General features: G+C 72.3%; 8 protein-coding genes. 2 read left to right on the top strand and 6 right to left on the bottom strand.

Annotation, left to right across the window (positions count from 1 at the left end; genetic code table 11):
• Positions 1-118 precede the first annotated feature (118 nt).
• Positions 119-1,723, bottom strand: coding sequence for a glutamine-hydrolyzing GMP synthase (gene guaA / locus KK483_RS21835; RefSeq protein ID WP_262006886.1), 1,605 nt, complete (start codon positions 1,721-1,723; stop codon positions 119-121).
• A gap of 372 nt (positions 1,724-2,095) precedes the next feature.
• On the opposite strand from guaA, the gene KK483_RS21830 reads away from it, so the two are divergent.
• On the top strand, positions 2,096-2,410 hold the full coding sequence (locus KK483_RS21830; protein ID WP_262006885.1) for a chorismate mutase: 315 nt from the start codon (positions 2,096-2,098) through the stop codon (positions 2,408-2,410).
• A gap of 710 nt (positions 2,411-3,120) precedes the next feature.
• Positions 3,121-4,221: an LPXTG cell wall anchor domain-containing protein gene (locus KK483_RS21825; RefSeq protein ID WP_262006884.1), complete on the top strand. Its 1,101-nt coding sequence runs from the start codon at positions 3,121-3,123 to the stop codon at positions 4,219-4,221.
• Between the two features lie 61 nt (positions 4,222-4,282).
• On the opposite strand, the gene KK483_RS21820 is transcribed toward KK483_RS21825, so the two are convergent.
• From KK483_RS21820 to KK483_RS21800, 5 genes are all read right to left on the bottom strand, one after another.
• The gene (locus KK483_RS21820) at positions 4,283-6,103 is read right to left on the bottom strand and encodes a GMC family oxidoreductase (RefSeq protein ID WP_262006883.1); all 1,821 of its coding nucleotides are present in this window, start codon (positions 6,101-6,103) and stop codon (positions 4,283-4,285) included.
• A gap of 52 nt (positions 6,104-6,155) precedes the next feature.
• The gene (locus KK483_RS21815) at positions 6,156-7,769 is read right to left on the bottom strand and encodes a succinic semialdehyde dehydrogenase (RefSeq protein WP_262006882.1); all 1,614 of its coding nucleotides are present in this window, start codon (positions 7,767-7,769) and stop codon (positions 6,156-6,158) included.
• A 254-nt stretch (positions 7,770-8,023) separates the two neighbouring features.
• Positions 8,024-9,670 carry a serine/threonine-protein kinase gene (locus KK483_RS21810; RefSeq protein WP_262006880.1) on the bottom strand — a complete coding sequence of 549 codons (1,647 nt, stop codon included), beginning with the start codon at positions 9,668-9,670 and terminating at the stop codon, positions 8,024-8,026.
• A 237-nt stretch (positions 9,671-9,907) separates the two neighbouring features.
• Entirely contained in the window at positions 9,908-12,487 is a 2,580-nt protein-coding gene (locus KK483_RS21805) for a protein kinase (protein ID WP_262006879.1), read from the bottom strand.
• A 188-nt stretch (positions 12,488-12,675) separates the two neighbouring features.
• Positions 12,676-14,799 (bottom strand): serine/threonine-protein kinase, encoded by a 2,124-nt coding sequence (locus tag KK483_RS21800; protein WP_262006878.1) that lies wholly within the window; start codon positions 14,797-14,799, stop codon positions 12,676-12,678.
• Between the last annotated feature and the right edge of the window lie 45 nt (positions 14,800-14,844).

Below are 14,844 nucleotides of genomic sequence, written 5' to 3'. Positions count from 1 at the left end.
GGCGGAAGGTACCGCCGGTCACCTCAACTGACCAGAGATGCAACGCCCTTCAACAAACACGGCGCCGCCGCCCGGACGGAACGGGCGACGGCGTCGATGTCGGTCTACCGGAAGGAGGTCACTCCCACTCGATGGTGCCCGGCGGCTTGCTGGTCACATCCAGCACCACCCGGTTCACGTCCGCGACCTCGTTGGTGATCCGGGTCGAGATCTTCGCGAGCACGTCGTACGGCATCCGCGTCCAGTCCGCCGTCATGGCGTCCTCGCTGGACACCGGGCGGAGCACGATCGGGTGCCCGTACGTCCGCCCGTCGCCCTGCACGCCCACCGAGCGCACATCGGCGAGCAGCACGACGGGGCACTGCCAGATCTCGCGATCGAGCCCGGCGGCGGTCAGCTCCTCGCGGGCGATCGCGTCGGCCTCGCGCAGCAGGTCCAGGCGCTCCCTGGTGACCTCGCCGACGATACGGATACCGAGGCCGGGGCCGGGGAAGGGCTGGCGGTGGACGATCTCCGCCGGCAGGCCGAGCTCCTGGCCGACCATCCGGACCTCGTCCTTGAAGAGCTTGCGCAGCGGCTCGATGAGCTCGAACTCGAGGTCCTCGGGCAGGCCGCCCACGTTGTGGTGCGACTTGATGTTCGCGGTGCCGGTACCGCCGCCGGACTCCACCACGTCCGGGTAGAGGGTGCCCTGCACCAGGAACTTCACCGGCTGGTCGCCGTGCGCGCCCGCCTCGGCGATGATCTCGGCCTCGGCCTGCTCGAAGACCCGGATGAACTCCCGGCCGATGATCTTCCGCTTCTCCTCGGGGTCGGAGACCCCGGCGAGGGCGGCGAGGAACCGCTCCTGCGCGTCGACGACCTTCAGCGAGACGCCGGTCGCGGCGACGAAGTCCTTCTCGACCTGCTCGGTCTCGCCCTTGCGCATCAGGCCGTGGTCGACGTACACGCAGGTCAGCTGGGAGCCGATGGCCTTCTGCACGAGGGCGGCGGCGACGGCCGAGTCGACCCCGCCGGACAGCCCGCAGATGGCGCGCTTGTCGCCGACCTGCTCGCGGATCGCGGCGACCTGCTCCTCGATGACGTTGCCGGTCGTCCACGTCGGCTCGATGCCGGCGCCCCGGTAGAGGAAGTGCTCCAGGACCTGCTGGCCGTAGGTCGAGTGCATGACCTCCGGGTGGTGCTGCACGCCGTACAGCTTCTTCTCGTCGTTCTCGAAGGCCGCGACCGGAACGACGTCCGTGGAGGCGGTCACGGTGAAGCCCTCGGGCGCGGCGGAGCAGGCGTCGCCGTGCGACATCCACACCGCCTGCTCGGCGGGGGTGCCCTCGAAGAGCGTGGACCCGGTCTTGGAGACGTGCAGGTCCGTACGGCCGTACTCACGGGCACCGGAGTTGTCGACGGTACCGCCGAGGGTCTGCGCCATCAGCTGGAAGCCGTAGCACATGCCGAATACGGGGACGCCGGCCTCGAAGAGCGCCCGGTCCAGGCGCGGGGCGCCCTCCTCGTACACGGACGAGGGGCCGCCGGAGAGGATGATCGCCGCGGGCTTCCTGGCCAGCATCTCCGCCACCGGCATGGTCGACGGGACGATCTCGCTGTAGACGCGGGCCTCACGGACGCGGCGGGCGATGAGCTGGGCGTACTGCGCGCCGAAGTCGACAACGAGGACTACGTCCGGGTTGGCGATGTCGGGCGCGGCAGCGGGGGACGCTGAGGACACTACGGCGGCCTTCCGGCGGTGGTGGGAGGGTCTCTATTTGTCGATTCTACCGGCGGCGGACAGGGGCTCTTTCGTCTCACCATCCGAATCGTCGCCCGCACCGCTGTCCGCACCGCCGTCTTCGTCGTCCGAACCGTCCGAACCGTCCGAACCCGGATTGGCACCGGCGGGGGCAGAGGGCATACTGGCCCCCATGCGCACGCACACGACCTTCGTCTTTACCTATGGCACCCGGCCCGCCGGCTGCCATGGTCGTGCTGCTTGAGCAACTGACAAGCGACTTCCCAGGCGCCCCGGGCCGACAGGCCCGGGGCGCACTGTGTTTCCCGGACCGGTCGCTCGTCCCGGGGCCTCCACCCAAGGAGCCCTCCCATGCCCGCCACCCCTGTCACCTCCGTCACCCCCGTCACCTCCGTCACCGAGACCGGAGCCCGCACCGACGAGGCCGCGCACGTGATCAACGGCGCCCGCGAACGCATCGACGCCCTCGACGACCACATCATCGGCCTGGTCCAGGAACGGATGGCCGTCTCGGCCGTCATCCAGGAGGCCCGCATCACCTCGGGCGGCCGCCGTGTGAACCTCTCGCGCGAGATGGAGGTGCTCGGCCACTACAGGGATGCGCTGGGCAAGCCGGGTACGGCGCTGGCCATGACGCTCCTGGAGCTGTGCCGGGGCCGCATCTGAGGAAGAACGCGCGTACGGACCCGCTCTCACCCGTACGGCGCGTGACCGCATCGGACGGGCCTTCGTTGGTCCCGATGTCCGTGCCAGCCAGGGGCGGGCCCCGAAGGAAGAACCACGCGTGGCTCCGCTGGGGCGTGTGACGTACCGCAGGTACGTCGTGGGACCTCGCCCCGGCGCGCGTGACCGGTCGGCAGGGGACAGCAGCCCGGTCACCCCAGGCGGTCGGCTCCGGGGACGCCCGGGGCCGACCGCGCTCGGCAGGCCCGTTCCGTCCAAGGTATTGCGCGGGCGACGGCCGTCCAGCACGATGCAGCCACCCCCACGCCACCGCCATTGGTCCGACCACTGCGCGCGCCTCCCCGCGCCCACCGGTCCCCCCATCCCCCACACGAGCGGCGCAACCCTCCGGCGCCGCCCCTCGGCACCGGCGCTGCCCTGACGCCGGTGCCGTCCGCCAAGGGCCCCGCGGACGGGACGTCGCGGGGCCCTTGTGCGTCCACTGCCCGTTCCTGTCGCCACCATGGGTGGCACATGCCACAGGCACGTGATGCAGGTCACATAAAGTCTGCGTGAGTTTCCGTGCAACCAATCCCACTGGTCACAGGTCATGCATGCGAAACAACGGCCACACCCGTGACTCCACAGCCGGGTTGGCCCACCAGACTCCGTATCGCGCGATGCGCGGTGCGCCAGACTTCACTGAGGTCTTCATGAAGCTTCGCCGCGCTATGGCCGTCGCCGCAGCGACCGCTGTCATAGCCCCTGCCGCCTTCCTGGCGGCTCCGGCCGCGTACGCGACGGACGGCACCACCAGCACGACCTCCACCGCCGGCTCGACGGGCGAGTCGGAGACCCCGGCCGAGGGCACCACCCCGGCGGAGGAGACCCCGGCCGAGGAGACCAAGCCGGGCGAGGAGACTCCCGCCGAGGAGACCAAGCCGGAGGAGGAGACCCCGGCCGAGGAGACCAAGCCCGAAGAGGAGACCCCGGCCGAGGGCACCAACCCGGAGGAGGAGCCCCCCGCCGAGGGCACCAACCCGGGCGAGGAGCCCCCCGCCGAGGGCACCGACCCGGGCGAGGACGAGGAGCTCCCGCCGTACTGCGAGGAGATCGACGAGAACTTCGAGGAGAAGGCTCTCGACGTCGAGATCTCCGGCCTGCCCGGCAAGATCGTCGCGGGCAGCGCCCCGGAGGAGTTCAACCTCACCATCACGAACAAGTCGGAGGCCGACCTCAAGGAGGTCGCCTTCTACGCCGAGGTCGAGAACTACGAGCTCGACGAGGACAAGTACCTCAGCAAGTACGTCGACCTGGAGTTCAAGCTCCCCGGCACCAACGAGTGGGCCGGCATCGGCGACAAGGACTGGGCCGGCGGCTACTTCTGGGGCGTCGAGACCATGAAGTCCCAGGACTTCGTGAAGATCGACCTCCGCCTCACCATCGACAAGAACGCCCCGGCCGGGGACAGCTACTCCTTCGGCTCAGGCGGCTACCTCGGTGACGTCGAGGGCCAGGAGTGCATCGCCGAGAACGAGGGCCAGATCGTGGACTTCGTCGTCCTGGCGCCGGGCTCGTCGAACGAGAACCCGGGCGAGGCCAAGCCGGGCGAGGGCGACCAGAAGCCCGGGGACAAGGGCCCCGACACCAAGCCGCAGGGCGGAATCAAGGAGATCCCCGTCTCCGGCAACCTCGCCGAGACCGGTTCCTCCTCGATGCTGCCGACCATCGGTATCGCCGGTGGCATCGCCATCGTCGCCGGTGCCGGTGTCGTCTTCGCGATGAAGCGTCGTAAGGGCGCCGCGGTCGCGTAACACCGCAACAGAGCAAGAAGGGCGCTGCACTCGGAGGGGGGTGCAGCGCCCTTCTCCTGTGTCAGGAGGACTTCGGCGGGACCGACGGCATGCCCAGGAACGGGAGGTTCAGCGCGCCGAAGGCGTCTGCCGGGACCGAGGGGGACTTCGGGGCGACCGGGGAGAGGCGGGCGTACGCCGCGTCCTGGTGCGGGCGGGGGTCGGGGTCGCCGTTGTTGGGCCAGAAGGACATGGCCCGTTCGGCCTGGGCCGTGATGGTGAGGGACGGGTTGACGCCGAGGTTCGCGGTGACGGCGGCGCCGTCGACGACCGATATGCCCGGGTGGCCGTAGAGGCGGTGGTACGGGTCGATCACTCCCGATTCTACGGTGGCGCCGATCGGGCAGCCGCCGAGGAAGTGGGCGGTGAGCGGGGTACCCATGAGTTCGCCGATGTTGGAGCCGGCGAAACCGTTGATCTCCTCGGCGAGGAGGGTCGCGGCGCGGGTGGCCTCGGGGATCTGGCCCGGGTTGGGGGCGCCGTGGCCCTGGCGGGCGGTGAGGAGGCCCTTGCCGAGGCCCTTCTCCTTGCGGTACGTGGTCAGGGAGTTGTCCAGGGACTGCATGACCAGGCCGATGATGGTCCGCTCCGACCAGCGGCGGTTGGAGAGCGCGCGAACGGTGAGCCACGGGTGGCGGGCGCAGTTGCCCAACCAGGCCAGGACGCGGCGCGAGCTGTAGGGGACCTGGAGGACGGTCATGCCGCCCATGGAGTTCGAGCCCTTGCCGTAGCGGACCGGCTCGATGTGGGTGTGCTCGTCCGGGTGGATCGAGGACGTGATCGCGACCCCGCGTGTGAAGTCGACCTTGTCGACGCCGTGGCGCTTGCGGTAGCGGCAGTCGTCGGTCTGGGCGCCGACGAGGGCCTCGGAGTTGGTGCGGGTCAGCTCGCCGAGCCGCGCGGAGATCCGGGGCAGCAGCCCGCTGTCCTTCATACGGTGGAGCAGCGTCTGGGTGCCGTACGTGCCGGCCGCGACGACGACCCGCCGGGCCGTGAACGTACGGCCCGGGCCCTTGCGCTTGCTGTCGCTCGGCAGGGTCGTGACGGCGAAGCCGCCCCGCGAGTCCTCGGTCACGGCCGTGACCGACGTCATCGGGTGGATGACGGCGCCGGCCTTCTCGGCGAGGTAGAGGTAGTTCTCGTTGAGGGTGTTCTTGGCGCCGTGGCGGCAGCCGGTCATGCACTCGCCGCACTCGGTGCAGGCGCGGCGGGAGGGGCCCGCGCCGCCGAAGTAGGGGTCGGGGACCTCCGCGCCCGGCTCGGCCTTCGCGTTCCCCGCCCCGGCCGCGGCCCCGTCCTCGCCGACGGCGTCACGGCCGTCGCCGAAGAAGACCCCCACCGGGGCCATGTGGAAGGTGTCGCCGACGCCCATGGCCTCGGCGGTCGCCTTCAGGTGCACGTCGGAGGGGGTCATGGTGGGGTTGAGCCGCACCCCGAGCATGCGCTGCGCCTGGTCGTAGTACGGCCTCAGCTCCTCCTGCCAGTCCGTGATGTCCTTCCACTGCGGGTCGTTGAAGAACGGGGCGGGCGGGACGTACAGCGTGTTCGCGTAGTTGAGGGAGCCGCCGCCGACGCCCGCTCCTGCCAGCACCATCACGTTGCCGAGGAGATGGATGCGCTGGATGCCGAAGAACCCGAGCGCCGGGGCCCACAGGTAGTTGCGCAGGTCCCAGGAGTTCCTGGGCAGCGTCTCGCGGGTGAAGCGGCGGCCCGCCTCCAGGACGCCGACGCGGTAGCCCTTCTCGGTGAGACGGAGGGCCGAAACGGAGCCGCCGAAGCCGGAGCCGACCACGATGACGTCGTAGTCGTAGTCGTCATTCTGGGCAGGCCGGGACTCGGGCATGGCTCTCCTCGTCGAGATCCTTGGGGAACGTGCGGGGTTCGGGGTGGGTGCGTCAGCGCAGCCGCAGGGCCTTCATGACCTTCAGGGACGTGCTCATGAACGCCGCGTACTTCGCGTCGTCCATGCCGAAGGACGGGGCCAGCGGGATCAGCCGCTGCTGCGCCACCGTCTGGGCCTCGGTGTACTTGAGGATCCCCTCGGAGCCGTGCCGCCGGCTCAGGCCGGAGTCCTTCATGCCGCCCATCGGGGACTGCACGCTGCCGTACGCGGGCGCGTACCCCTCGTTGATGTTGACGGTGCCGGTGCGCAGCCGGGCGGCGACGGCGTGGCCGCGGCGGCCGTCCTTGGTCCACACGCTCGCGTTGAGGCCGTACGGGGTGGCGTTGGCCTGCTCGACGGCGTCGTCCTCGTCCGTGAAGCGGTAGACCGAGACGACGGGGCCGAAGGTCTCCTCGGCGCACACGGCCATCGGCGCCTCGACGCCGTCGAGGATGGTGGGCTCGTAGAAGAGGGGGCCGATGTCGGTGCGGTGGGCGCCGCCCGCGACGAGCGTCGCGCCCTTGGCGACGGCCTCCTCCACATGGCGCTTGACCGTCTCCAGCTGCCGCTCGCCGACGAGCGAGCCCATGTCGGCGCCGTACGCGAGGGAGTTGCCGAGGCGCATGGCCTTCGTACGGGCCGCGAAGCGCTCGACGAAGGCGTCGGCGACGGACTCGTGGACGTACAGGCGCTCGATGGAGATGCAGAGCTGGCCCGCGGAGGAGAAGCAGGCGCGGACGGCGCCGGCGGCGGCCTTGTCGACGTCGGCGTCATGCAGCACCAGCATGGCGTTCTTGCCGCCGAGTTCGAGGGAGACGCCGACGAGGCGGGCGGCGGCGCCCTGGGCGACCTCGCGGCCGGTGCGGGTGGAGCCGGTGAACGAGACGTAGTCGGCGTGCCGGACGACCTCGGGGCCGACGACCGGGCCCTCGCCGATGACGACCTGGAAGACACCGGCGGGCAGTCCGGCCTCGATCAGCAGGTCGCGGGCCCACAGGGCGGTCAGCGCGGTCTCGGTGTCGGGCTTCATCACGACGGCGTTGCCGGAGACGAAGGCGGGGAGCGCGTCGCCGACGGACAGCTCCAGCGGGTAGTTCCAGGGGGCGATCTGGCCGACGACGCCGCGCGGCTGGCGCAGTTCGGTGGTCTTGGTGAGGACGGGCACGACGCCGGTGTGCCGCTTGGGCCGCAGATACGAGGGGGCCCTGCGGCCGTAGTGGCGCGCGGCGACGGCGACGGAGAGGACCTCTTCGTGGGCGTGGAGACGGGCCTTGCCGGTCTCCAGCTGGATGAGGTCGAGCACCTCGCCCTGGCGCTCCAGGACCAGGTCGTGGAAGCGGAGCAGCACGGCGGCGCGGGCGCGCGGTGAGGTCGCGGCCCAGGCGGGCTGGGCGGCGCGGGCGCGGGCGAACGCCTCGGCGACGTCCTCGGGCGTGGACTCGGGCAGGTCGGCCAGCTTCTCCCCGGTGAAGGGGGTGTGGTTGGCGGTGCGGCCGGAGCCCACGACGCCGCGCGTCAGCTGGGCGACCACCTCGGGGGTGACCACATCGGCAGCAGTCCGGGCGCCCGCGGGGGCCGCCGCGACCGGATTCGTGGGGGTGGGCGCGAGGGCCTGCGAGTCCGTCATGGGGGCGAGAGTATGACGCAATCCGGCCTTTGGGTACCCGTCGGTAACAGCTTTTCGCGAGGCCCTCACATCACGCCAGTGATCACTGGCACATAAGCCCTGATCAGGGGCTTGGGAGCAGCGAAGCCCCTGGATCTTGGGATGCTCCACCACGTTCGTGAAGATCACCTCGCCGTCCGTGCGCGCCGCGCCCTCGGCCGGCACGGACACCCGGAGCCGCCGGCCTTCGGCCTTCGGCTGTCAGCCGTCCGCCGTCAGCCGTCCGCCCCCGCCGGCGGCGGCTGCCAGCTCTGGACCATGGTGTCGAACTGCTGCCGGATCGTCGGCCAGTTCCCGGCCGGGCCCGACATGTACAGCGCGTACTCGGTGCCGTTGTCGTCGTAGTAGACCTGGTCGATCGCGCGGCGCTTGCCCGGGTGGTCCTTGGTCTCCGTCCAGGTGAACTCCCACAGCGCCGATTCCGTCTGGTCGCGGAAGGTGTTGGCGTGCAGGGTCAGCCGCTTGTACGCGGGCAGCCGCACCTCGACGGTCTTCTCCACATCGAGCATGTGCATGTACGGGTTCTCGAAGTCCGGCGACGGGTCGACGCTGATCCGGATGCGGTGACGGCCGTTGTCGGGTGTGTAGTCGATCTGGTTGCCGTCCAGTTGGCGCCGCCAGCCCTCCGGCACGAGCAGGCTGAAGCCCTCCGGGTCGGTGACCCGCCGCCAGCCGTCCGGCACGGAACCCTTCTTGCCGCTGCCCGGCCCGGTCGACGTGCCGGGGCCGGTGGACGTGCCGGGGCCGGGGATCTGCTCGTTCGCGGTCCTCTTGCCCCCGCCGTCGCCGTCCGCGTACCGCATCGCGAGGTATCCCGCGCCGCAGCCGATGACCGCGGCGAGCACACCGGCCAGCAGCACCGTGCGCCAACGGCCGCTCCGCCCGCGGGACGAGGCGGGCGCCGCCGGTGCCGTGCCGGGTGCGCTCCCCGGTACGGGTGTCTGCTCCGCGAGCCGCGCCGTCGCGCCCCGCCGGTCGTCGGCGTCCACCGTCTGCGTCGGCACGTACGCCTGCGCCGACCGCGGGCTGCGCCCTTCCATCGCCTCCATCAGCATCCGCTCGGTCTCGGCGGCCGACGGGCGCTGCCCGGGGTCCTTGCGCAGCAGGGCGGTGATGACGGGCGCGAGCACGCCCGCCTTCCGGGCGGGCGGCGGCTCCTCGCTCACCACGGCCTGCATCGTGGACAGCGGTGACGTACGCCGGAACGGGGACGTGCCCTCCACCGCCGTGTACAGCGTGGCGCCCAGGGACCACAGGTCGGACGCGGGTCCTGGGTCCCCGCCGCGTACCCGCTCGGGAGCCAGGAAGTCGATGGAGCCGACGAGTTCACCGGTTCTGGTGATCGTCGAGTCGCCCTCGATGGCGGCGATCCCGAAGTCGGTGAGCAGCACGCGGCCGTCGGAGGCGAGCAGCACGTTCCCGGGCTTGACGTCGCGGTGGAGCACCCCGGCGGCGTGCGCGGCGCGCAGCGCGCCCAGGACGTGCAGGCCGATACGGGCCGCTTCGGCGGGGCGGACGGAACCCGACTCCTTGGCGGCGTCGGCGAGTGACGGACCGTCGACGTACTGCATGACGATCCACGGGCGGTCGTCGTACTCCAGCACGTCGTGGACGGTCACCACGTTCGGATGGCTGATCCGGGCGGCGGCCCTGGCCTCCTTCTGGGTCCGGGCGTGCAGGACCGTGCGGTCGGCCTCGGAGACGTACAGCCCGGCGGTCAGCTCCTTGACCGCGACCGTTCTGTGCAGGAGTTCGTCCTGGGCGCGCCAGACCTTGCCCATGCCGCCGCGGCCGATGCTTTCCGTCAACCGGTACCGGCCGGCCAGCAGCAGTCCCGCGCCTGTGCTCCGCATGTTCTCCACGTGCCCCGTGCCCCCGCCCCGTTCCTTGGAATGACAGGTTACGGAGAGGAGGTACGTACGGGGAACACAGGGCCACTCATCAACTCGCACCGTGACCCGGTCGTTGCGGGGAGCGGTCGACCGGGCGCCGTTGCGGTCGCCGCGGTGCCAACTGCGACCGACCGGGCGCCGCTGCGATCGGCGCGGTGCCGCTGCGACCGGCGCGGTGCCGCTGCGACCGGCGCGGTGCCGTTGTGGTCAGCGGGCCGCCTGGTACGCCGCCGTCGCCTGCTGGTAGATCTCGGTGACCTTGTCCCGCTCGGCCTCGGGGCCGATCACCTGGATCACGTGGTAGCGGTCGGCGACGATCAGGGCGAGGTTGCGCACGTACACCTCGCGTCCGCTGCTGTCCTGCCAGGTGAACTGGCCCTCCGCCATGGCCTGTTTGCCGACGTCTATGCGGCGCAGTCCCGTGGACGACGCCCAGGAGGAGTCCCGGAAGGGCTGCAGCTCGCGCTCCTTGTCGCGCTGGTACGCCATCGGGTCGGCACCGTGGTCCCGCACTGAGTCGCGGCCCGGGACGACGATGAGGGTGAAGTCGCCGCCGATGTAGCGGACCTGGCCACTGTCGTTGACCGGCCGCCGCTGCCACGTCTTGTCGACGCCGATACGGAAGCCCTCCGGGTCGATCCGGGCCACATAGCCGTCGGCGAGGTCGACGGCGGGCGCGGAGGTCTGCGGCTGCTGGCCGCCGGAGGACGCGCCCTCGGCGGGGGCACTCGGCCGTCCGGCCGGGGCGGTGCCGTCGCCGCCGGTCCCGGAGGCGGCCTCTCCGGCCTTGGGCATGAACAGCACGGCGTAGGCGATCGCCGCGGCAAGTGCCAGCAGGATCAGCACGAGGAGCGTACGGCCGAGCGAGCGCGGGCCGCCGCGCGGGCTCCTCTCACCGGACTCGACGGGCCGGCGGGCCTCGCGCGGCGCACGAGGCTGCTCACGGGACTTCCTGTGCCGGTGGCGGCCGTGCGCGGTGGCCGCCGTGCCGCCCCGGCGCCTGCGGACGAGCTCACCGCGACGGCGCACCACGGGCAGCCTGCCGGCGTCGACGGACGGCAACGCCACGACCGCGGCGCCCGCGTCGGGCTCGGGCGCGGACCTGACGAGGGAGCGGAGCCAGCCGCGGAGCTCCTCGAAGTCCGGGCGCTCGGTGGGGTCCTGGCGCAGCAGGGACTCGACGACGGGGCGCAGTGGACCGCACTCCTCGGCGAACGCGGGCGGCTCGGCGCAGACGAGCTGGACCAGCTCGACGGCGCTCTCCTCCGGGTACGGGGCGTGGCCCTGCACCGCGCGGTAGAGCAGCGCCCCGAGCGCCCACAGGTCGGTGGCGGGGCCGACGGGCGGCGCCAACTGCCAGGTCCCGTGCACGGGTCCCGCCTGCTCGGGCGCCCACCGCTCGGTGACCGCTCCGACGACGGCGATCCGCGCCTGCCGGGCCCGCTCGGCGGCGAGCGGCGTGGCGGGCCCCCGGTACCCGGCGCCGGTACCGGTCGCGGCACCGCCACTGCCGCCACTCGCTGCCTCGTCCCACCGGCCGCGGCCACCACTCTGCGCGGGCAGCTGCACGGGCCCGTGCCCGCCGCGGCCTCGGACCTCCGGCCTGCCGGCCTCGCCGCCGGTCCCTGCCCGCCGGGCATCGGCGCGCAGGGCGTCGGCACCCACGGAGGAGTCCCTGCCGTACGGGGAAGGGCCACCGCCCGCCGGGAGGGACGCGGGGCCGTCCGGGACGGGGCCGTCGCGCCAGGTGCCGGCCAGCTCGGCGCGGTACGGGGCGGGGTCGTCAGGGTCCACCTCGCCCTCGTACACGGCGGCGTCCGCATCGGCGTCGGCGTTGTCGTCGGCGTTGTCGTCGGTGGGCCGGGACCACCACCGTGGCTCGTCCCCCACACCCGGGTGGTGCAGTCGCTCGACGCCGTGCGAGCCCTCCTGTCCGCCTGTGCCACCCGTGCCGCCTGTGCCGCGGGACTCGATCTGCCGGCGGTCCTCGCTCAGACGGGCCCCGGCGCGTGCCGCTCCCGCCCGGTACGCGGCGATCGCGCCCGCGCGGACCGCTCGCGTGTCCACGGACGTGTCCAGGGATGTGTCCACAGGGGCGGCTGCCTGGCCGAAGCCGTATCCGTACGCCGGAGGCGTGTACGGGTCCGGTGCCTCCACCGGGTCGGCCTCGACCACCTCGTCCGCGGGGTCCGGCACCGGCGCGTACCCGCACAGGGCCTCTTCCGCCGCGCCCGCCGCGAGGCCCGTCAGGACGACACGGCCGTCGTCGCAGACCAGGACCGTGCGGACCGTGATGTTCCGGTGGGTCCAGCCATGGACATGGAGGGCGCGGAGCGCGGTGAGAACGTCGGAGGCGATCTCCGCGGCCCGGTAGGGGTCGAGCGGCTTCTCGGCGAGCAGCGCGGCGAGCGGGCGTGCGGCGACGAGTTCGCTCACTATCCAGAGCGAACCGTCCTCCGCGAACACGTCGAAGACCTGGTCGAGCCGGGGGTGGTCAGGGATCTGGGCCGCCGCCTGGGCCGCCTCGACGGCCCGCAGGACCGCCGGGTCCGAGGGCCGGCGCGTGGCCCGTCCGGGCGCCCGCCGGGGCGCGGGGACCCCGCGGACACCACCGTCGGCGTCGAGCACTTCCGCGTCCACGACCTCCGGCAACGGCACCTGCCTGACGAGGACTTCCTGGCCGCTGTAGGTGTCGAAGGCCCGTGTCTCGATGAGTTCGTACGCATCGGACGGGGGCAGCGGCAGGCGGTAGCGGTCGGCGAGCACCCTTCCCGCGTAGTCGTCCACGACGCCTCCCCAGCAGCGCGCTGATCTTCGGCTCGGTCCACCTCCGGGGCGCCCAGGCCCCTTCGGTTCACTCGCCACCCCCGGGACACCTGGGCGCCCCGAAGACCGTACGAAACCGTCAATTCCGGTCGTTCACCGGCCTCTTGCGGCTGCGTACGGTCCGCGACATCTCACGATACGTGGCCTGTTCAGTCCTTGGGAGCGAACGTGGCGAACGCCGTATCGCGCAGCGTCCTGCACTCCTCGCCGTTCCACTCGCTCGCCTTGCAGCTGACCATGATCGAGTAGCCGCGCCTGGCGTCGACCTTGAAGCCTCGGTTGAGGACGCGCACCCGCTGGCCGCTCTGGGTGCGCTCGAAGCTCCAGTCGGCGACGGTCGGGTAGCCGTTGTACTCGACGGGCTTGATGCCGAGGTGCTTGTAGCCGTTGCTGCTGCTCTTGACGGCGAGGACCGCGGCCGACCAGGCCGCCGCCGCATCGTCCCCCGGGCTGCCCGTGAAGTCGACCTGCACGCGCGGGAAGCCGCCGTTCGCGCTGAAGATCCCGCCCGAGTTCTGGCCCGCGATGCGGGTGAGCCTGAAGTTCTCCGGCATCGCCATGGTGAAGTGGAACTGGTCGTTCTTCACCTGCTCGTAGCCGGCCGGGAGGCCGCCTCCGGTCGCCGGGTCACTGGTCTTCGGGTCGTCGGACGGCTGCGCGCCTCCGGAGCCGCTGCCGCTGCCCTGCGCGTCGCCGCTCGCGGGGTCGCCGCCCTGGGCCTCGTCACCCTTGTCCTTGCCGCTGCCGGCAGTCCCACCATCAGAGCCGGTCCCGGCCGAGGCGGTCGTACCACCCGTGGTCCTGCCCTGGTTGCCGCCGGTCCCGTCGCCGTCCAGGACGAAGACGAGCACGGTGGCGAGGACGGCGAGCGCCGCGACGACGGCGATGATCACGAGCGTGCGCCGGGGCACCACGTCGGTGAGCGGCGCCCGTACGGGAGCAGGCCGTGTGGCCGTGCCCTGCGGCGACGCCGGCCGCCCGGGAGCGGCGACAGCCTTCTGCCCGGAGGACCCCCGCCCGGACCTCTGTCCGGACTTCGCGGCGGATGTGGTGGCGGCCGCGGCGGCCGCGTTGCGCACGGAGCGCAGGGCGCCGCGCAGACGCTCGGACGCCGCGTCCTTGGCGGGGGCGGCCGGTTCCGCCGGAGCAGTGGGCTCCGGCGGAACGGGCGGCAGCGGGACCACCCTGGTCGCCTCGGCCGACGGCTCCGGCTCGGCCGCCCGCTCCGGGGCGTGGACGACGTCCATGAGCAGTGCTCGCGCGCCCGCGTCGTCGAGCCGCTGCGCCGGATCCTTCGCCAGGAGGCCGTAGATGACCTCCTCCAGCGGACCCGCGTTCTTCGGCGGGTCGAGCGGCTCGGTCATCACGGCGGTCAGCGTCGCGATGGCGGAGCCCTTGTCGTACGGGGGGCAGCCCTCGACGCTCGCGTACAACAGGCCGCCCAGCGACCACAGATCGGCCGCGGGTCCGGGCCGGTGGCCGCGGGCGCGCTCCGGCGAGATGTAGGAGGGCGCGCCGACGAGCATGCCGGTGGAGGTGATGGAGGGGTCGCCCTCGACCTGGGCGATGCCGAAGTCGGTGAGCACGACCCGGCCGTCCTCCGCGATCAGCACGTTGGACGGCTTCACATCGCGGTGCAGGATGCCCTCGCGGTGCGCGGAGCGCAGCACGTCGAGGATGGCGAGGCCGACCTCGGCGGCCCGGCGGGGCGTCAGGACGCCGTCCTCGCGCACGGCTTCGGCGAGGGACTTGCCCTCGATGAGCTCCATGACGATCCATGGCCGGTCGTCCTCGTCGACGACGTCGTAGACCGTCACGGCGCCGTTGTTGCGGATCCGGGCGATGGCCTTCGCCTCGCGCAGCGTGCGCGTGATGAGGCGTCGCTTCTCGTCCTCGTCAATGCTGTTGGGGAACCGCAGTTCCTTCACGGCGACGGTACGGCCGAGCGTCTCGTCGACGGCCCGCCATACGGTGCCCATGCCGCCGCGGCCGAGCACGCCGCCCAGCCGGTACCGCCCGGCCAGCAGCCGGCCCTCCGCCCCGGTCTTCACCGCACCCCGGACCGCGCCCGCGCCCGCCCTCCCGCCCGTGCCGGTGCCGGTGGCCTTGGCGGTGTCCGCGGTCTTGTTGGTGTCCGCGGCCGTGCCCGTGTTCGCTTCCGTGCGCTTCTCCGAGCCCTCGTCAGAGCCCTTGGCCGTGGGGCGCTCAGCGTCCCGGTCAGTGTCCCGCAGGGGCTCCGGTGCCGTGTCCCGCGACTGCTTCGCCTCCGACATGCGTCCCCTCTGCGATCCCTGATCCTCGCCCGCGCCTGCCGCTTC

The organism is Streptomyces sp. FIT100 (assembly GCF_024584805.1).
Taxonomy (GTDB): Bacteria; Actinomycetota; Actinomycetes; order Streptomycetales; family Streptomycetaceae; genus Streptomyces.
Note: the sequence above shows the minus strand (reverse complement) of the source record. Positions and strands in the feature narration are given on the sequence as shown.